At 38.0% G+C, this 20369-nt stretch carries 19 protein-coding genes and 1 pseudogene; 16 read left to right on the forward strand and 4 right to left on the reverse strand.

Going from position 1 to position 20369, the window contains the following annotated elements:
- Positions 1–142: 142 nt before the first annotated feature.
- The 11 genes from J2Y03_RS16350 to J2Y03_RS16400 all read left to right on the forward strand — a co-directional run bounded on the left by J2Y03_RS16350 (position 143) and on the right by J2Y03_RS16400 (position 12707).
- Entirely contained in the window at positions 143–2389 is a 2247-nt protein-coding gene (locus J2Y03_RS16350; protein WP_310195796.1) for an AAA domain-containing protein, read from the forward strand.
- A 341-nt stretch (positions 2390–2730) separates the two neighbouring features.
- The gene (gene proB, locus J2Y03_RS16355) at positions 2731–3843 is read left to right on the forward strand and encodes a glutamate 5-kinase (protein WP_310195798.1); all 1113 of its coding nucleotides are present in this window, start codon (positions 2731–2733) and stop codon (positions 3841–3843) included.
- A gap of 8 nt (positions 3844–3851) precedes the next feature.
- A complete protein-coding gene (locus J2Y03_RS16360) occupies positions 3852–5093 on the forward strand; it encodes a glutamate-5-semialdehyde dehydrogenase (RefSeq protein ID WP_310195800.1) in 1242 nt (413 codons plus the stop codon).
- 142 nt (positions 5094–5235) lie between these two features.
- Positions 5236–7512, forward strand: a complete 2277-nt coding sequence (locus tag J2Y03_RS16365) for an ATP-dependent DNA helicase (RefSeq protein ID WP_310195802.1) — start codon at positions 5236–5238, stop codon at positions 7510–7512.
- Positions 7513–7613: 101 nt separating this feature from the next.
- Positions 7614–8396 carry a hypothetical protein gene (locus tag J2Y03_RS16370; protein WP_310195804.1) on the forward strand — a complete coding sequence of 261 codons (783 nt, stop codon included), beginning with the start codon at positions 7614–7616 and terminating at the stop codon, positions 8394–8396.
- Positions 8397–8408: 12 nt separating this feature from the next.
- Positions 8409–9272, forward strand: coding sequence for a DUF3307 domain-containing protein (locus J2Y03_RS16375; protein WP_310195806.1), 864 nt, complete (start codon positions 8409–8411; stop codon positions 9270–9272).
- Between the two features lie 151 nt (positions 9273–9423).
- A complete protein-coding gene (locus J2Y03_RS16380) occupies positions 9424–9678 on the forward strand; it encodes a FeoA family protein (RefSeq protein ID WP_132086684.1) in 255 nt (84 codons plus the stop codon).
- Positions 9668–10381: a FeoB small GTPase domain-containing protein gene (locus J2Y03_RS16385; protein ID WP_310195808.1), complete on the forward strand. Its 714-nt coding sequence runs from the start codon at positions 9668–9670 to the stop codon at positions 10379–10381. The genes J2Y03_RS16380 and J2Y03_RS16385 overlap by 11 nt, the downstream gene beginning before the upstream one ends.
- On the forward strand, positions 10320–11732 hold the full coding sequence (locus J2Y03_RS16390) for a nucleoside recognition domain-containing protein (RefSeq protein ID WP_396954216.1): 1413 nt from the start codon (positions 10320–10322) through the stop codon (positions 11730–11732). The genes J2Y03_RS16385 and J2Y03_RS16390 overlap by 62 nt, the downstream gene beginning before the upstream one ends.
- 96 nt (positions 11733–11828) lie before the next feature.
- The gene (locus J2Y03_RS16395) at positions 11829–12353 is read left to right on the forward strand and encodes a type 1 glutamine amidotransferase domain-containing protein (protein ID WP_310195811.1); all 525 of its coding nucleotides are present in this window, start codon (positions 11829–11831) and stop codon (positions 12351–12353) included.
- A gap of 81 nt (positions 12354–12434) precedes the next feature.
- Positions 12435–12707: a DUF1292 domain-containing protein gene (locus tag J2Y03_RS16400; protein ID WP_310195813.1), complete on the forward strand. Its 273-nt coding sequence runs from the start codon at positions 12435–12437 to the stop codon at positions 12705–12707.
- 45 nt (positions 12708–12752) lie between these two features.
- Here the strand turns inward: J2Y03_RS16400 and J2Y03_RS16405 are convergent, their stop codons facing one another.
- Both J2Y03_RS16405 and J2Y03_RS16410 read right to left on the reverse strand, forming a co-directional pair.
- Positions 12753–13121 carry a hypothetical protein gene (locus tag J2Y03_RS16405; protein ID WP_310195815.1) on the reverse strand — a complete coding sequence of 123 codons (369 nt, stop codon included), beginning with the start codon at positions 13119–13121 and terminating at the stop codon, positions 12753–12755.
- A gap of 221 nt (positions 13122–13342) precedes the next feature.
- Complete coding sequence (locus tag J2Y03_RS16410; protein WP_310195816.1) at positions 13343–14710, reverse strand: aldehyde dehydrogenase; 1368 nt, start codon at positions 14708–14710, stop codon at positions 13343–13345.
- Positions 14711–14854: 144 nt separating this feature from the next.
- Between J2Y03_RS16410 and J2Y03_RS16415 the strand changes: the two genes are divergently transcribed.
- A complete protein-coding gene (locus J2Y03_RS16415; protein ID WP_310195818.1) occupies positions 14855–15103 on the forward strand; it encodes a hypothetical protein in 249 nt (82 codons plus the stop codon).
- Positions 15104–15138: 35 nt separating this feature from the next.
- On the opposite strand, the gene J2Y03_RS16420 is transcribed toward J2Y03_RS16415, so the two are convergent.
- The gene (locus J2Y03_RS16420) at positions 15139–15735 is read right to left on the reverse strand and encodes a TetR/AcrR family transcriptional regulator (RefSeq protein WP_310195820.1); all 597 of its coding nucleotides are present in this window, start codon (positions 15733–15735) and stop codon (positions 15139–15141) included.
- Positions 15736–15950: 215 nt separating this feature from the next.
- Here J2Y03_RS16420 and J2Y03_RS16425 point away from each other — a divergent pair.
- From J2Y03_RS16425 to J2Y03_RS16435, 3 genes and pseudogenes are all read left to right on the forward strand, one after another.
- Positions 15951–16721: pseudogene (locus tag J2Y03_RS16425) on the forward strand (3-hydroxyacyl-CoA dehydrogenase).
- A gap of 46 nt (positions 16722–16767) precedes the next feature.
- On the forward strand, positions 16768–17922 hold the full coding sequence (locus tag J2Y03_RS16430; RefSeq protein ID WP_310195821.1) for a thiolase family protein: 1155 nt from the start codon (positions 16768–16770) through the stop codon (positions 17920–17922).
- Positions 17923–18010: 88 nt separating this feature from the next.
- Positions 18011–18949: an MBL fold metallo-hydrolase gene (locus tag J2Y03_RS16435; protein WP_310195823.1), complete on the forward strand. Its 939-nt coding sequence runs from the start codon at positions 18011–18013 to the stop codon at positions 18947–18949.
- A gap of 46 nt (positions 18950–18995) precedes the next feature.
- On the opposite strand, the gene J2Y03_RS16440 is transcribed toward J2Y03_RS16435, so the two are convergent.
- Positions 18996–19523, reverse strand: coding sequence for a helix-turn-helix domain-containing protein (locus J2Y03_RS16440; RefSeq protein WP_310195965.1), 528 nt, complete (start codon positions 19521–19523; stop codon positions 18996–18998).
- 186 nt (positions 19524–19709) lie between these two features.
- On the opposite strand from J2Y03_RS16440, the gene J2Y03_RS16445 reads away from it, so the two are divergent.
- Positions 19710–20354, forward strand: a complete 645-nt coding sequence (locus tag J2Y03_RS16445; RefSeq protein WP_310195825.1) for an alpha/beta hydrolase — start codon at positions 19710–19712, stop codon at positions 20352–20354.
- The last annotated feature ends 15 nt before the right edge of the window (positions 20355–20369 follow it).

Raw genomic sequence — 20369 nt, forward strand, 5'->3', positions numbered from 1 at the left:
GCTAAATAAAATAGTTGTCGAAATTTTGTGATAGTGGATGACAGGAATCTTTTTAGATTTATTTTTTTTCATAAATGATGTTATAGTAGATTGACCCATTGGTTCTATTACATAAGAAGCTATTTTTAGAAGGATGAAAAAAATGACGAAGACAGTTATGTATATTAAAGAGTGGCAGCAGGCACTTCAAAACGAAATTATGTACTTAAAAAAATATGGCAGTAACAAATATAGAGTAACAAATGGCAGGATACTAACCAATGATGGGTCGTTTACCTATTATTTTGACACTGCTTTTTCATTAAAAATTCCTATTGGTTCTTCGATTACTCTCGTTTGGGGTGGTATCAAGCAGGGAGGACGTGCCCTTTCATCTGAGGGGAAAGGAATGATTATTCAATTAGAGCAATCATTAGGTGATTTAATCCCTGAAGCCTTTATTTATCATGATCCTTGGGAGCTCCTTGAACAGCTTATTGAACGGTTTGAGGAGATTAGTAAAAGTAAGCAAAAACGAATAAGAGTCAATCGATTAATGAACCCATCTATGACGGCTAAGCACCCGGAAGAAAAGATAAAAAGCAATGTTCATGAAGTGGTGTTACGGTCAAAGTACAATCCTGTTACCTTTGTATGGGGACCGCCTGGGACAGGGAAAACCTATACACTTGCACGTGTTGCTGCTAATAAATATTTTCAAGAAAAAACAGTTCTCATTCTTTCACATAGCAATCAAGCGGTCGATGTATTAATCAGTGAAATTTCGGCTTTTATTAAAAAGAAAGAACGCTTTCGTGAAGGAGATGTACTGCGTTACGGATTTAATACAGGGGTGGGAGACGGAACCCAAGAAGCCCTTACAACTAGTCAGCTATTACAAAAACAGGAACCGAGTCTTGTTGAAAATAAGGACATTTTAATAGAAGAAAGAAAAAAACTAAAACTGGATCTAGCCCGTTCCTTTAGTAGAAGGGACTCCAATCAACTATTGGAGCTTGAGAAAAAGATTGCTAGAGTACTTGAAAAAATCCGTCAAAAGGAAATTGAGTTTGTAAAGGATGCATTTGTGGTCGGGTCAACGCTTGCCAAAGCAGCTAGTGATCCCGCAATTTACGGGAAGGAATATGATGTAGTCATTCTAGATGAAGCAAGTATGGCGTATGTACCACAGGCGGCATTTGCAGCTTCTCTTGGAAAAAGAGTCATTATTTGTGGTGATTTTAAACAATTACCGCCCATTGCCTCTTCAAGAGACTCACTCGTTACTAAGTGGTTGAAAGAGGATATATTTCATCGAGCAGGTGTTGCCGATTGGGTTGAGTCGGGAAAACTTCATCCACATTTATTTTTATTAAAGGAACAACGAAGGATGCACCCCGATATTTCCGCCTTTACCAACAAATACATTTATCATTCGTTAGTTGGAGACCATGAGAGTGTACGAATTAGTAGGAAAGACATAGTAGAACAAGCTCCTTTTCCAGGATGTGCTGCGATTCTTTTAGATACAAGCTATTTGGGCGCATTTTGTTTGAATGAAAAAACGTCAAACTCAAGGTCAAATCTTTGGCAGGCGCTGATTTCTTTTCAATTAATTCATGAATCCTATCTAGGCGGCGCCAGATCAATTGGATATGTTACTCCTTACCGGGCACAAGCAAATTTAATGGATCTCCTCCTGCAGGACTTATATGAAAAAGAACGGTCTAGTGCAGATATCGTCTCTGCTACCGTTCACCGTTTCCAAGGCAGTGAGAGGGACGTTATGATATTCGATACAGTCGATGGCGATCCTCAGGAACGTGCAGGGATGTTAGTAACTGGAAAAGATAGTGAACGGCTTATTAATGTTGCAATTACAAGGACAAAGGGGAAATTCATTCATGTCTGTAACCAAGCCTTTATCCGTAAGCATGTATATAATAGGAAGACACTAAGACAGCTAGTGGAACATCAAGAAAAAAATCAACTAACGGTAAGGACGAAAGATATTGGGAAATGGATAAAAAATCAGCTTTCAAGATTACAGTGGATACATGCCCTAAAAGTAGAGCAGGTTTTTAAGGATATAGAACATGCTAAATCTACTATTATTATATCCTTGCCAGAGCATATTGTTTTATCTGAGCCATGGGGACATGCTTTGGTAAACCGGAATTCATTTGTCAGCTTAACGGTTGTTTCAGAGAAATCCTGGCCGGAATTACAACCAGACCATATACAAGATGAAGGATGGAATATCCCATTTATAATCATCGACCAGCATATATTGTGGCTTGGTCATCCATTAGAAAGGGGTAAAGGAATTCAACCTCCCTATATTGCGGCAAGATTAGATTCTGAAAAAGTATGTGAATATTTGATCGGACAGTTTTTAACAAATGAATGATATAAGTGAAAATAAAATTTAAATTTTCAAATAACAAGCTTGACAATTCATCCATTTCTATAGATAATAAATAAAATTACAAATTGAAAATGGTATGGGATTAGTAAACTTGGGAACGTGTTAGAGAATGAAACCCAAAGGCTGGAAGGTTTCTCACGGGAATAAGATTGAACCTGCCCCATTAAGCCGCTTATGCAAACATAAGCCGTATACCCACGTTACGGATTCAAGAGGATGCTAATAGCATCAATGAAGGTGGTACCGCGGAAACGATTTTTCCGTCCTTTTTTAGGACAGAAGAGTCGTTTTTTTATTTTTTTAAAAGAGAGGGTAAGAGCACTATGAAAAAGCAACTCGTGGTTGTGAAAATTGGGAGCAGCTCGTTAACCACAGCTTCAGGGGCCATATCTGAAGAGAAAATTCGGGATCATATAGAGGCACTTGCCTGTTTAAAACAACAAGGTCATGATGTCATACTGATTTCTTCCGGTGCAGTAGCGGCAGGATTTGGTGCGCTCGGTTACCCAGCTAGACCTAAAAGTGTCGCAGGAAAGCAGGCAGCTGCAGCAGTAGGACAGGGATTATTGATGCAGCATTATATATTAGCATTTAAAGAGTTTGCTATTGTTCCCGCCCAAATATTATTAACGAGGGAGGATTTTTATAGCCTTGAACGGTTTCACAATCTTTACAATACGATATCTGAGCTGCTTCAAAGGGGCGTTATTCCCATCATTAATGAAAACGATTCAGTGTCAATTGAGGAATTGACCTTTGGTGACAACGATATGTTGTCAGCCCTCGTGGGTGGTTTTCTCCATGCCAATGCGTTAATAATTTTGACAGATATAAATGGGTTATATAACGGAAATCCAAAAGTAATAAAGGACGCAAAGAAGGTGGATTTTATCCCGAGAGTTACCGATGAGTTCCTTGAAGCTGCAGGAGATAGTGGATCTTCCGTAGGCACAGGGGGAATGAAATCAAAGCTCTTGGCAGCGAAAAAAGCTCTTTCATTCGGTGTAAGTGTCTTTGTTGGAACCGGTCAAGGAAGAGAGAAGCTTTCTACTATTTTAGAGGGTAAAGGGGATGGAACCTATATTGGTGGTGCATTCCAAACCCAGATGCAAAAGAAAAAGCAATGGATTGCGTTTCATTCGCAAACTGCCGGTGTAATTGAAATTGATGATGGGGCAGAAGATGCGATTCTCACAAACGGAAAAAGTCTGCTGCCAGTTGGTGTTACGAAGGTAATTGGAGATTTTAATGCGATGGATGTTGTTGAGGTTCACAACCAAAGAGGCGAATTGATCGGTAAAGGACAAATATATTATTCTTCAAAGAATCTACAAATGGTTAAAGGTTTACCTGGTGAGAAGACGAAAAGTTTTTCAATCAATAAACGTGCAGAAGTGATTCATCGTAATAACTGGGTCAGTCTGCCAGAGGAGTGAAGTTGAGTATGAGTGAATTACTAGAAAAAGCCCAAAAACTAAAATCAGCATCAAAGGTGATTGGTATTCTATCAACAGAGGAGAAAAATCAAGCCTTAGCGATGATGGCAGACCGTTTATTAAATGAAAAAGAGTTCATTTTATTTGAAAATGCCAAGGATATTCGAGCAGGAGAAGAAAATGGATTTACTCCATCATTGTTGGATCGGTTATTGCTAACTGAAGAGAGGATCGAACAGATTGTTGAGGGTATTCGCCAGTTGATCAAACTTGATGATCCCATTGGTGAAATTATCGAAGCATGGGAGCGCCCGAATGGCTTGAAAATTCATACTGTTCGCGTTCCCCTCGGTGTCATTGGCATGGTGTATGAGGCTCGTCCGAATGTAACCGTTGATGCTGGAAGTCTTTGTTTGAAAGCTGGTAATGCTGTTCTGTTAAGAGGTAGTACCTCCGCTTTACATTCCAATAAAGCACTTGTTCACGTGATGCGTGAGGCGCTGGCTGATAGTAAAATACCAGCGGATGCCGTACAGCTTCTCGAGGATACGAGCAGGGAAACGGCTTCTCAAATGTTTAAATTGAATCAATTTCTCGATGTACTGATTCCCCGCGGCGGTGCAGGTTTAATTCAGTCTGTAATTGAAAATGCAACCGTACCCGTTCTTGAGACAGGCGTTGGTAATTGTCATGTATTCATAGATGAAACAGCGCAAAAGCAAATGGCTATTGATATTGCCTTGAATGCAAAATTGCATCGACCATCTGTATGTAATGCCGCAGAAACCCTGCTGATTCATAAGAATTGGCCATATGTAACTGAGGTACTGCATGCACTACAGGATCATGGAGTTGAACTAAGAGGCGATGAATTATTGGCTTTGGAGTATTCCTTTATAAAAATAGCTTCTGAAAAAGATTGGCACTCCGAATTTCTAGCACCAATTATGTCGGTAAAATTGGTGAATGATGTGAATGAAGCAATAGAACATATTGACAAATACGGAACTAAGCATTCTGAAGCCATTATCAGTGAGAATAACGAAAAGGTTCGGGTATTCTTTCAAGCAGTTGATGCAGCGGTTGTTTACCATAACGCCTCAACTCGTTTTACTGACGGGGAGCAATTTGGCTATGGTGCTGAAATTGGTATTAGTACACAGAAATTGCATGCACGTGGACCGATGGGTCTGAAGGCGATAACCACCTCCAAAGCAATTGTACAAGGTTCAGGACAGATTCGATCTTAATATCATAAAAAAGTGAGAACAAGACATTTTCTTGTTCTCATTTTTTTATGGAGTACCATGAGTGAGTGTCCCCATAATGCCGAGGTATCTGTTATAATAAAATACAAACATACATTCTATGCGGAAAAAGCAGGTGATATTCTTGTCAAATACCATTCAAATTGCGGTTAGAACGTTGGTGGAACATGTTTTTAGCAGTGGAAGTATTGATTCCAGGTTTCGGTCACAGTCCACGCTTTTAGATGGAACGAGAATTCACCAAAAAATCCAAAAAACTTATCAAGAGTCTGATCAAAAGGAAGTCTATCTTCGAACTGACCATGCTTTTAAAGACCTGATTTTTACGATTGATGGAAGATGCGATGGTTTATTATTTCGGGAGGGAGAGGTGACGATTGATGAAATAAAATCTACCTCCCTGCCGTTAGATCAGCTCGAAGGTGATGGCCGACTAGTCCATTGGGCACAGGCAAAAATGTACGCATACATCTATGCTAAAGATCAACAGTTACAGGAAATTTTTGTCCAATTGACCTATGTACAAGTTGAAAGTGATGAGAAAAAATATATTAAGAAAAGTTTTACCCTAGGGGAACTAGAGGTTTTTGTAAATGAAGTAGTAGAGAACTATTATCCCTACGCAAAATTACTATATGATCATCGGAAAGAGCGAAATGAAAGCAGTAAACACCTGGTTTTCCCATTCGATTCATACCGTGCTGGTCAAAGGAAACTAGCAGGTGCTGTCTATAAGACGATATCAGAGGAAAAAAGTTTGTTTGTAAAAGCACCAACCGGTATTGGTAAAACGATTTCTACCCTTTTCCCGGCTGTGAAAGCACTTGGTGAAGGATACCTAAACCGGATTTTTTATCTTACTGCTAAAACCATTACGAGGACAACGGCAGAAGAGGCAGTAGGACGAATGCGTTCCTGCGGGCTTTGTATGAAATCGGTTACGATTACGGCTAAGGACAAGGTTTGTTTTAAGGATGAAACGAAATGTCAAAAGGATTATTGTGAATTTGCCGATGGATACTACGATCGAATAAATGAGGCGATTATAGATATCGTGGCAAATGAAAGTTCAATGAATCGTAATGTTATTGAAAACTATGCTCGTAAACATACTGTTTGTCCTTTTGAATTTTCTCTTGATCTTGCTTATGTCGCGGATACTATCATTTGTGATTACAATTATATTTTTGACCCGCGTGTATCATTAAAACGCATGTTCGAGGAGCAGAAAAAGTCCACTCTGTTGCTAGTGGATGAAGCACATAATCTTGTCGATCGCGGAAGAGAAATGTTTTCGGCTTCCTTAAATAAAAATCTTTTTCTCCAAATAAAAAAGGAGTTTAAGAATGTAAATAAAGCGATTTATGATAGCGTTAATAAAATTAATTCTTGGTTTATTTCTTTGAAAAAAATCAATGGTGAGCAGACTGAATTTACCTTGGAGCAGCTTGAGGATAAATTGGTACTGCTCTTGAATCAATTTATGGAGGCTGCCGAACCTGTTCTGCAAAAGGAAGGCTCTCTAAATCTTTTGGAATTGTATTTCAAGGTTAATGCCTTTTTAAAAATAGTTGATTTCCTAGATGACCACTATGTGATCTATGGGGAACAAGACCGAAACGATGTTACCTTAAAACTGTTTTGCATTGACCCATCTAAACTGCTGCTGAAAATAGGAAAAGGATATCGCTCAAAGGTGTTTTTTTCAGCCACACTTTCACCACTACCCTATTACCAAGATATTCTCGGTGGTAAAGCGGAGGATTACTTACTGTCTATACCCTCTCCATTTAGAGAGGAGCAGACAGATATTTTTATCAAGCCACTGTCAACCAGGTATCGTGATCGCGAAAGAACGAAGGAGAAAATCGTTTCGATGATACATTCCTTGGTTAAAAATCGACCAGGGAACTATTTAATCTTTTTTCCATCCTACCACTATTTACTTACGGTTTATGAACAGTTTGTAAAAGAATACCCAGAGATTAGTACCTTGCATCAGGGTGCAGGAATGTCTGAAGAGGAGAGGGAAGCTTTCTTGGAACAGTTTAAACCGAATCTAACGGAAACACTGATCGGTTTTGCTGTTCTTGGCGGGGTTTTTTCAGAGGGAGTAGATTTAAAGGGTGACCGCTTAAATGGAGTGGTTGTAATAGGAGTAGGGCTTCCGCAGCTGTGCTATGAACGAAATCTGATTAAGGATCATTTTAATAAGAAGGGGAAAAACGGCTATGATTACGCCTATATATATCCAGGTATGAATAAGGTATTACAAGCTGGGGGACGGTTAATTCGGTCTGAAGAGGACCAAGGTACTATCGTGCTTGTTGACGACAGATTTTTACAAAGGCACTATCAAAACCTCCTTCCAGCAGAATGGCGAGGTTTTACTGAGATTTAAAATTAGGTAAAGTAATCAATTTGGATGAAAGTTTGACTATTTACTCTAAAATAAATAAAATTAGACTATATAATCTAATTTTTATTACGAAGGAGTAAATTATGAACTATCCTATTTCAATTTTTATTCTTGATGTCAGTAACTCTTCATCAGCGGACATGGGTGAAAAATTAACGAATTACTTAGATGAATTGGTAAACTGGATAAATGTTTGGACGAAGGAGATTGGGCATTGCAAGGTGAAGCATAGAGCAGGCGATGAAATTATCTTCGTTGGTAATGGCTATTCAACAGCCTATATACTTGCTTTTTTTATTAGCCGAATTTGGAGGTTCAAAGACCATACTCCTTATTTTGGTTTGTCCTTTGGGGATATTGCCACAGAATTACAGGAAGTGGACATTGAGAAGTGGATTCATCCATTAATTAAGCAAGCAAGATATGCCAATGATTTATTAAAACAGGAACAAGTAAGAACTCCGTTTAAATTTGAGCTTGATCAATTTTATGAAAATCATACATTTCCATACAATCAATTCCGTAGTGAGTTTGAGGTATTATTCAATTCATTATTACGGTTGCAGATGACCATGATAAGTGAGCAAACACCAATTCAGGAGAAGGTTTGTACCTATTACCTGATTTTGCAACAGCAAAAAGCAATAGGTAAACTGCTTGGTAAAACAGCACCAACGATTTCAAGCCATTATAAAAAAGGGAAAGCTGAAGAAATATTAACAGTTTTTGGTCAAATAATTACCATCCTAAATTCATTTCAGGAAAAATCTTATTTAAATAACCAGGGAAAAACTGCAAGTGAATCTTTAATGGATTCAATTAGAAAGCAATTGAAAGAAAATATAGATATAGTAATTACCAAGTAGAGAGGAGTATCCATGCTTCTATTAAGCCTAATTCTTGCCCATTTGATTGCTGATTTTTATTTGCAGACTGATGAAATGGTAAAAGATAAAATAAAAAATATTAAAAAGCATATCGGACATCATTTCCTGATGAATGGTCTAGTTCTAACAGGTTTTTTACTGTTTTATTTTGAAGATTTGAGTGATTTTACAAATATTATTGTTTCCTTGCTGTTTATCGTTGGTAGCCATTTTTTTATCGACCTGCTAAAAATTAAACTTATTGATACGATTAAAATTAATAATGAAGAAAACCTTAAACGTCTTGGCTTTTTCTTATTAGATCAACTGCTTCATCTTGTAGCCATTCTTTTTGTCTGCCAGCTCTTTTTGGGAATTGATATCACCATCATACATAAACTTATCCAAATAGATGGGGGATTAAGCACGATAAACTCAGTTTTGTTTATCCTAATCATTGTTATTCTTGCAACAAGTGTAGGCGGGCATATGATAAAAATTCTACTGGGTTCGTTTCCTAACCAGCTTTTAACCTTTGAAGGTAAATTCGTGTTTAAAAATGAACGACAAGAGGATCATTTTGCGAATAAAATGAATGGAAAAAGAGGACTGACAGAGGAATATAACTATACAATTTTTAGCAAACATGATCTCACCCGGGGGAAGATAATTGGCTATATTGAGAGATTGTTAGTTTTAGTGTTAACGTATTATAGTGCGTATCCAGCGATTGGTTTTATTGTCGCCGCAAAATCGATTGCACGATTCAAACAAATGGATGATCGGGATTGGGCGGAGTATTTTCTGTTAGGTACATTATCCTCTATGTTTATAGGAATTACTCTCGGAATACTCTTACGGGAAGTGTTGATGTAGGGTGAAGAAGTCAAAGCTTTGATTTTAATTAGCTGCCTTTTGTAGGCAGCTAATTTTTTTTTTTTGAAAAAATGTTCCCAAAATTGACTTAATATCATATAATTAAGAAAAAGTTGCGCGAGGGAAAAACTTTAACAAAGGGGAAAGATATATGAGTATACTAAAAACAATGAAACTCGTAAATGGAGAAAAGGGGAATTTAATACGGATTACTTCTTTAAATCTGGACGGTGTGATGAGAAGAAGATTATTAGATTTGGGATTTGTAACCGGTGCGATTGTCGAAGTAGTTAGAAAAAGTCCTTTAGGCGACCCAATTGCCTTTCGGGTCAGTCAAACCACGATTGCGTTAAGAAAAGAGGAAAGCTCACAAATTGAAGGGATGTTGATAACAGATGGGGAATAGTTATCGAATTGCCTTGGCGGGAAACCCGAATACAGGAAAGAGTACATTGTTTAATGCCTTAACGGGTTTAAGACAGCATACAGGAAACTGGGCAGGAAAAACTGTATCACTAGCACAAGGAAATGTTCAGTATAAGGATAAAACGTTTAATTTAATTGACCTTCCAGGCACCTATTCATTATTTTCCAATTCAAGTGATGAAGAGGTTGCACGAAATTATATTGTTTTTGAAAAACCAGATGTAACCGTTGTTGTCCTGGATGCGACCTCGTTGGAGCGGAATTTCAATTTAGCTTTACAGGTTTTAGAAATGACAAAAAATGTGATTATTTGCATTAACTTAATTGATGTTGCAGAAAAACAAGGGATTACCATTAATGAACGTATCTTAACAAATCGGTTAGGAGTTCCAGTCATTAAAATATCGGCACGAAACAAAAAAGGGTTTCCAATGCTGCTAGATACGATTGATCGCATCGTGACCGGTGCAATAGAATGTGAACCTGTTCAAATGACCTATCCGGATGATATTGAGGAACAAATAAAGAAAATTGAACCAAAAGTATTTGAGCTTGTTGGAAATCAATTGTCCACACGGTGGGTTTCGTTACGATTACTGGATGGAGATGAAAAATTACTGAATGAAATTAATCAGCGATTTGGACAAAGGAGGCAGCACAATGAGTATTCAACAGTTATATGAGGAAGCGCAACAGCTATCAAGTGCTAAGCTTCGGGATGATATTGTTCATCAGCTCTATGAAAAAAGTCATCGCCTTTGTAGTGAAGGAATCAAGTATACAAAATCGAAAAGGGACACAAGGACCGAAAAACTTGATGCAATATTCACTTCGCCTATTTTTGGATTTCCGATTATGCTTACGATGTTGGGTGTTTTATTTTATTTAACGATTGCCGGCGCCAATATACCTTCTTCCATGCTTGCAGAGTTTTTTGGTTCGCTGGAGAAATATTTAACAGCTTTTTTTGGATTTCTAAATACTCCTGAGTGGGTTCATGGTGTTCTTGTTCTCGGTTTATATCGAGGTACAACATGGGTTATTAGCGTCATGCTTCCACCAATGGCGATCTTTTTTCCAACGTTTGCCCTATTAGAAAACTATGGGTATCTACCTCGGGTTGCTTTTAATATGGATCGTTTATTTAAAAGAGTGGGTGCGCACGGGAAGCAATCGTTAACGATGGCAATGGGCTTTGGCTGCAATGCTGCAGCAGTTATTTCAACAAGAATTATCGAATCACCAAGAGAGCGAATGCTTGCGATTTTGACAAACAATTTTGTTCCGTGTAATGGCCGCTGGGGAACATTAATTGTATTAGCATCCTTATTCATGGCGGCAAATTTTACAGGCGGGCTAAAATCACTTGTAACAACTGGTGTGATTGTCGGGATCGTTATGTTTGGAATAATCGTTACTTTTTTTGTCTCCTGGGTGCTTTCGAAAACAGCGTTAAAAGGGATCCCTACCCACTATACATTAGAACTTCCGCCATACCGGAAACCAAAGATTTTTGATACTGTGGTTCGCTCGTCGTTAACAAAATCATGGTCTGTTTTAATGCGTGCGGTGAAAGTTGCAGCACCGGCTGCGATCCTAACATGGGTTTTTGCGAACATATTTATTGGTGATACAAGTATATTGATGTATGCCGTTGAGTTTTTAGATCCGTTTGGAAAACTGCTCGGTCTTGATGGCTTTATCATGATGGCATTTATTTTAGGCTTGCCAGCGAATGAAATTGTCCTTCCAATTCTGTTAATGGGTTATTTATCGACAGGTTCCTTAACAGAGGTAGATAGCTTGGTTGATTTAAAGCAAATCTTCCTCGACCATGGATGGACCTGGCTGACAGCACTAAATATGATGTTATTTTCTCTGCTTCATTATCCGTGCGGAACAACGCTGCTAAATATTTATAAGGAAACAAAAAGTAAAAAATGGACCTTCCTAGCCTTCCTCATTCCAACTGTTATTGCTATTATCGTTCCACTAATCATTACCCAAACGGTGAGATTTTTTGGCTGGATATAATAATCATAAAACACTGCCTATAAAAATCAAGGGTAGTGTCTTTTTTGTGGGATTGCTTTTTGTATGCCATAATAGCATGAAGGAGGTTGAATGTAGATGCGTTTAAAAGGTAAGAAAGTCGTTAGTCTCGTTCATCATGATTTTGAAGACCTAGAGCTATGGTATCCAATTCTCAGATTAAGAGAAGAAGGGGCTATTGTTCATTTAGTAGGTGAAAAGGCGGAGGAAGAGTACATAGGGAAATATGGCGTGCCAGCAAAATCTGATTACGCTTATGGTGATATTAATGGGGAAGATTACGATGCCATTTTGGTGCCGGGTGGATGGGCACCAGACAAGATTAGACGCTTCCCTGAAGTTATTTCACTTGTTCAGTATTTTGAAGAAAACAAAAAGCCAATTGGACAAATCTGCCATGCTGGCTGGGTATTAATTTCAGCAAAGATTTTGCAGGGTAAGAAGGTAACCAGTACACCTGGAATTAAAGATGATATGGAAAATGCCGGTGCAACCTGGTTTGATGAACCAGTTGTCGTCGACGGACACCTTGTCTCGAGCAGACGCCCGCCGGATCTTCCAGACTATTTACGTGAATTTATAAAAGTGATTGAGCAAAAATAAGATGTTAGTAAGCATGATTTCTAGACTTTTTAGAAATACTGTTTGAATGAAAAGACTATTCCAATGAGAGGGGAATGTAACATGGCTAATATTGAAGTAGGCGAAATTTTTACTATTAGTGACGAGACAGAACAAGAGCAGGAAGTTGAAGTACTGGCTTCCATCAATATAGAAGGTACCAATTATGTGGCAGTGGGATTTGTTGAAGATATTCAAGAGGAAACCGAAGATGACATTGACATTTTCTTTTTGAAAGTGGATGAAGAAGGAGACTTAACAGCAATCGAAAGTGATGAGGAATTTGATAAAGTGTCTGCTGCTTTTGAAGAGATAATGGATGAGGAAGAAGAATAGTGGATTAAAATAAAGCTGGCATCCGCCAGCTTTATTTTAAAAAAGTTATTCACCATGTGAGTCTGATGGAAAAACACCTATAAATTTCCCACTTATAAAGCCTGCAGTCATTTCTGTTCCATCTAGGGTAAAAACGGGAATACTAATTATTATTACACCATTCCAAGTATTATTTCTTATCACTTCAATATCGTTTACGCCATGCCATTTATGTCCCATGTTACGAATTTCTTTTCTAGCATTTTTTAACTCATCACTTTTTAGTAACCCCGACACAATTTTATTCTTTTCAGATCCAGTAAGAATAGTGATATCACATTCACAATCGTCTGCTGCTTGCACTGAGTTACCTTGACCTACAAATATTAAGAAAACAAGTAAACTAGTAAAAAGTAATGGTAATATCTTCCTCATTCATTTTCCTCCTTCTTTTGGTCTACTTATATATTCCTTTATTTCTCGACATTTTCCTGCTAATTTTTTGAATAATTTACGACAATTTTAGAAGATCCTGTTAATCTTGCTTTATTTTAGCTTTTTCACCCAATATTAGATGTGTTAAAAGATAAAAGAGAAGTCTTAAAAAAATCTAAAATTTAAAAGCCTTGCAGGGAACATTCTGCAAGGCTATTTTTTCATTTAATAAAAAGTTTGATTTGTTTTAAAGCATCTTTCCGATTAGGATATCTAAAAGGTAAATCAAACGTAGTTGTTTGCTTTAATATACTCTTCTGGTGGGAGAAGACATCGAAGCTGCCCCTGCCATGATAGGCGCCAATGCCGCTTTCACCTACACCGCCAAATGGAAGGTAAGGAGAACTAAGGTGCATGACGGTATCGTTTATACAACCGCCCCCAAAAGAAATAGAATTTAGGATAGTTGCTTGAAACTCTTTGCTTTCAGAGAAAATATAAAGAGCCAATGGTTTGGGCTGTTCGTTTATTTTACCAACCATCGTTTGTATATCATCATAATCAAGGATAGGGAGAATAGGACCAAAAATTTCCTCTTGCATAACGGGGTCGTCCCAATTAACTCCGCCAATTACAGTTGGCTCAAGCGTTAAAGTATCGATAGAATAATTACCGCCATGTAGGATTTCGCCGCTCGTAAGAAAGCCAGTAACACGATTAAAATGCTTTTCACTTACAATCCTTGTAAATTCTCCGTTTTTAACGATTTCCTCATATATTTCCTTGATACTTTCTATGAACATCCTTATGAATTCATCCTTAACATCTCGATGAACATATAAATAATCAGGTGCCACACATGTTTGTCCAGCATTGATAAACTTGCCCCAAGCAATCCGCTTTGCTGCTAATTTGATATTCGCATCATGATGGACAATACAAGGACTTTTTCCTCCCAATTCGAGAGTAACAGGAGTTAAATGCTTTGCTGCAGCTTCCATAATTACTTTTCCTACAGCGACACTTCCGGTAAAAAAGATATAATCGAATTTTTCTTTTAATAAGGATTGAGTAGTTTCGGCATCCCCTTGGACGACGGAAATGTATTCGGCAGGGAATGTTTTAGTGATAAGATCCGCAATGAGCTTAGATGTTTCTGGTGTTAGTTCAGATGGTTTAAGGATGGCACAATTTCCCGCAGCAATCGCACCAATTAGTGGAGCAATGGCTAATTGTAAGGGATAATTCCATGGTGAAATAATTAATGCCACCCCATATGGTTCAGAATAGATATAGCCTTTGGATCCCATTTGAGTGAAGGCAGTCTTTACTCTTCGTGGCTGCGTCCAATCTTTAATATGTTTGAGAGTAAAACGGATTTCTTCTAGCAATATTCCCATTTCACTAATATAGGAATCAAAATCACTTTTATTGAGATCCTTCTTTAGTGCCGCCATCAGCTCCGTTTCATTCGAGCGGACCATGTTTCCTAGCGTTGTTAATGCTTCTATTCTGTATGATACATCCTTGGTTTTGCCAGATTGAAAGAAATCTCGCTGCCTTTTAAGTAAATCACTAAAACTTTCCATTCTCCCACCTCCTCACAGATAAGCATATTTTACCACATCTTATTTTAATCACTATAATTTCCTTTAGACCAAATTGGAATAATTTTGAATGAATAAAAATAATCGGAGAATACTATGATTAAATACTATTGAAGGAGACAGCAAATGCAAATTGAATCAGGAATGAAATATCAAATTTCTCAAAGTATCAAGGGGAATTTTAACTCAGCAGAATCGTTAACGGTAACCACTAATAATGGGATCACGATTCAATTTACACTTGAAGATGGTAAGGGTCATGGGTCAATGCCACTGGATCACTTAAACTATTTATTAAAGAGATCTAACCTTACACCGGTCACTACCAGCAAAAGGGCGCTGCTAAATTCAGATAATGAAGAAAAAATAGGATAAAATAAGCCTTCCTTGGAAGACAAGGAGGGCTTATTTTATTTCTCTTTTATTATCATTTTTAACAAATAACGAGCGTAGGCATCTGATATTTCTTCTGCGCTTTGAGGACCATCCTGATCATACCATTCTTGAATCCAGTTGAGAGCACCTAAAATGATTAGTCGCGCCATTTTCACATCAACATTTTCAAAAACTTGTTTTTCAATGCCCTCATTAATAATTCTATCAAAATATTGAGAATAAATTTTTCTTAGCTCGAGGACTTCCTTGAGTTGTTCATCCGAAAAATTATGATTTGGTTTCGCTAATGCCATGAACATAGATTTCTCACTTGTAGCAAGTAATATATGTTCTTTAATTGCGTTTCTAAGCTTTTCAATAGGAGTACAATCACTATTGAAAACTGTCTCAATACCTTCAAGGCAGAGCTCCATAATCATCAAATGGCATTGATGTAGTAGGTCGTCCTTATTCTTAAAATAATAATACATCGACCCTTTTGTCATAAGCAGCTTAGCAGCGATTTCTTCCATTGTTGTTCCTTGGTAGCCTTTTTCAATAAGAACGGCAGCAGCGGAACGAAGAATTTCCTGCTTTTTTTTTGCCATTTTCTGCGCTCTAAAAGATGACATGTGTCTAACCCCCTAACCTCATCAAACTATCAGACTATATTTGAACTAAAAGTTATTTTTATACTCTTTGTCTAAATATAGGGTAACCTTTGTGAAAAATCAACAGAGGTAAAAGAAAAATTTAAACTAAAGTTCAAAAAATAAATCAATTGTAAAATTTTAAGAAAATTGCTATTATTTAAACTAAGGATTAAATCGTAAAAAGGGGAATGACAATGAGAATACAAGAATCTATTGCTTTGGTAACTGGAGGTGCTTCTGGGCTTGGAGAAGCAACCGTCCGAAATATCGTCAAGAATGGCGGGAAAGCAGCCATTCTTGACCTCTCTGAAGAAAGAGGTACTAGTCTAGTAGAAGAATTAGGTTAGAATGCAGTTTTCTACAAAACGAACGTAACCAGTGAGGAAGATGTACAACATGCCATTGATTCAGCCATTTCTCGATTCGGAAGCATCAATACGGTAGTGAATTGTGCAGGTATTGCAGTTGCGGAAAAAACAGTAGGCAGGAATAGTAGTGCCCATAGTTTTGATAGTTTTAAAAAAGTGATTGAAATCAATTTAATCGGCACGTTTAACGTGATACGCCTTGCTGCAGCCCAAATGGTGAATAATCAGCCGAATCAAGAAGGTGAAAGAGGGGTTATCATCAATACAGCATCGGTTGCAGCATTTGATGGACAAATGGGCCAGGCTGCCTACAGTGCCTCAAAAGGCGGTGTCGTAGGAATGACTCTGCCAATCGCTCGTGACCTTGCTAAATCAGGAATTCGCGTGATGACTATTGCTCCAGGGATCATTGAAACACCTTTATTCGCATCATTATCTGAGCAAGCAAAGGCAGCGTTAGAATCACAGGTTCCATTTCCATCCAGACTTGGACGTCCTTCTGAATATGCACAATTAACCCAATCTATCATTGAAAATGTCATGTTGAATGGAGAAACCATCCGTTTAGATGGTGCCATTCGTATGCCGCCAAGATAAATCTGACATTTATTTTAAAATTAACTATTAATTGGAGGAAGATAATATGCGTGAAGTTGTAATTGTAGAGGCTGTTCGTACACCAGTGGGAAAAAGAAAAGGGTTGTTGAGTACCGTGCGCCCAGATGATTTAGCTGCAAAAGTACTAAAAGAATTAGTAAATCGTGCTGGGATTTCTCCGGGAATCGTGCAAGACGTAATCTTGGGATGTGTTTCGCAGGTAGAAGAACAAGGTACGAACATTGCCCGTACGGCAGCCTTGATAGCGGATTTCCCTATACATGTTCCAGGTACGACATTAGATCGTCAATGCGGTTCTGGTCAACAGGCCATCCATTTTGCATCGCAAGCCATTCTCAGCGGGGATATGGATATTGTCATCGCAGGCGGCGTTGAGAGTATGACACGGGTCCCACTGGGTTCGACTAGTCAAAATTCAAAATTAAGTGAAGAGCTTACTTCTCGTTATGAAATCATTCATCAAGGTTTATCTGCAGAAAGAATTGCTGATGAATGGGGGTTTACGCGCACCCAATTAGATGAATTTTCAGTAGAAAGCCACAATCGAGCCCTAATTGCTCAAGAAGAAGGCAGATTCGATAGAGAAATCATGCCAATAGAAGTAACCCTAGAGGATGGAAGTACAGTTGTCGTGAGACAGGATGAAGGACCGCGTAAAGGTTCTACCATTGAAAAATTGGCTACCCTAAAGACAGTCTTTAAGGAAGATGGAAAAATCCATGCAGGAAATGCAAGTCAAATGAGTGACGGTGCTGCTGCAGTTCTATTAATGTCCCGTGAAAAAGCAGAGGAACTAGGCCTTAAACCACGATTCAGGATTGTTGCCCGTTCGGTAACAGGATCAGACCCAACCTTGATGTTGACAGGTCCAATTGAAGCAACAAGACAGGTTTTAGCCAAAGCAGGTCTAACAATTGATGATATTGACACATATGAAGTGAACGAAGCGTTTGCGCCTGTACCACTGGCCTGGTTAGAAGAAATTAAGGCTGATCCTAAGAAATTGAATCCTAATGGCGGAGCCATTGCACAAGGACATCCTTTGGGTGCCACAGGAGCAAAATTGATGATTTCAATGATGCATGAATTAGAAAGAACTGGCGGTCGTTATGGGCTGCAGGCTATTTGTGAAGGCGGCGGAATGGCCAACGGAACGATTATCGAAAGAATCAGTGAATAAGCACGAATGAGGGGAATGAGCAGCAAAAATGAATTATTTTGCTGCTTATTCTTTTTTAAAAGATTACTAGAGAGAGGAGCAACGCGAATTGCTTAATGAGATAGGTGTGACTCAAGTAACCATCCCACTGCCTTTTCGATTAAATCATGTTAATTGCTTTTTAGCGGAAGGGGAAAGAGGATGGACGATTATAGATGCAGGATTAAATAATGAAGTATCCAGGGACATTTGGAGCCCCATCATTGAGAAACATGATGTCATGGACATCATTCTAACTCATTATCATCCCGACCATTTTGGCTATGCAGGGTCACTCCAGCAGCTCACAAGTGCGGAGGCATGGATGTCGGAGATTGATGCAAAGGCTGGGTTAACCTATTGGGAGCCTGAATCCATAGCGATTGTGAATAAGAACTATGACACATGCGGACTCCCTGATAATTTATCTCAGGCTTTAACAACAGATGAACGAAGCTTTAACCCGCAGGTAAAACCATACCCAATCGTTCAACATTATCTTGCAGAAGGTATGAAAATAGTATTTGGAAAATACGAATATGAGGTTATTTTTACACCGGGGCATTCAGATGGGTTAATCACATTATTTAACAAAGAGAAAAGTATTTTATTTTCAACCGATCATATTTTACCAAGAATTTCTCCTAATATTTCATACTGGTTCCGAGGTAATCGTAATCCGTTACAAGCATTTTTTACTTCATTAGAGAAAATTAAACAATTGGACGTTGATTATGTCATTCCTTCGCATGGAATGCCGTTTAGAAATGCCAATCAACGAATCGAAGAATTAGTGGTACACCATCATGAACGATTAGAGCAGACTTATAGCTACATTAAACAGCCGGCGACCATCTTTGAAGTAAAACAACAGCTATTTAAAAAGTTGAATGTCCACGAAACACGATTTGCTGTAGGAGAAACATTGGCCCATTTGGAGTATTTATTTTTAAACAATCAATGTAAAAAATACCTCCAGGATGGAACATGGTATTATGAGGGCATATAGGAAGAAGGGTATCCATTATGGACACCCTTCTTTAATTTTTCAAAAATCATTGCCCACGGTCTGTATAAACAGCAATTAATACAACGGCTTTGCAATCTCCAACATTCTTTACTGTATGAGGAACACTTGCATTCCAGCTAAAAGAGTCACCTTGTTCTAAGATTTCAGAATCTTCCCCTTGCTCTGCCAGCACTTTCCCCTCTAGCACTAAATGACATTCTTCCCCTTCATGTGCATGTGCGTCGCCTATAGAGGCGCCTGGAGGGAACTCCACACTTCTTAAACTTAACCCACCCATAGAAGAAATATGCTCAATTTTCAACTGATTTAAAGTCGTCATGGTTCTTTTATCTTTTCGTACAACGCGTAAATGTTGTTTTTTTTCTAATAATAAGTAAGGTAGAGGAATCTCTAAATAGCTGGCGATGGTTTGCAGCGTATTAATGGATGGTGAGGTGTTATTGTTTTCTACATTGCTGATAAAACCTTTTGAAAGACCTGTCCCTTCACACATTTGCGCGATTGTGATTTTTTTTCGATTTCTAATTGCACGAATTTTAGCACCGATATCCAGTTTAATCACCCTTTATGGTTTCCTAATATAGAACATATTTATATATTAGCAAAAATACCATTGACAATCTATAAGGGATGTTGTTATCCTATAAGCAACAAATGTTCATATTTAAAAACAATATAATTTTACGAATTGAGTTTTTTTATATGAATCTTTATTTACTTTTAAGAAAGGATGATAAGGATGAATGCACCGATGGTTTATGAACTTCGCCGTCCTAAAGAGTTTGACCCTGATAAAAAATATCCTACACTGTTTGTCATGCATGGAATAGGCAGTAATGAACAAAACATGCTGTCCTTAGTAGATGGTTTAGATGAACAGTTTTACATTTTCAGTATTCGTGGTCATCTCTCTCAGCCGCCTGGATTTGCCTTTTTCACGATTGAAGGCTACGGCAAACCACATCGAGAAGTCTTCGATGAAGGAGTTAATAAGCTCACAAGCTTTATTGACTATGCTTGCGAACAGTATCCGCTAGATAGATCTCATCTATACTTGTTAGGTTTTAGCCAAGGAGCGATTTTAGCGATGACTCTTGGGTTAACATTAGGAAATAAAATAAAAGGTATTGTGGCTTTAAGTGGTTACATTCCTGCCTTTGTAAAAGAAGAATACAGTCTAAAACCTGTAGATGAAGTTTCAGTATTTATTTCACATGGGGAAATGGATCAAGTTCTTCCTTTTGAATGGGGAGTTGCCAATAACGGATATTTTGGCCAATTAGGTGCTAAAGTGATTTTTAAAACCTATCAAGAAGGACATAGTGTTTCTTTAAGGAATCTGCAAGATTTTACAAACTGGTTATTACAGGATTTAGAAAAATAATTTATTAATGGAGAG

This window comes from Neobacillus niacini, from assembly GCF_031457145.1.
GTDB lineage: Bacteria > Bacillota > Bacilli > Bacillales > Cytobacillaceae > Neobacillus > Neobacillus niacini_J.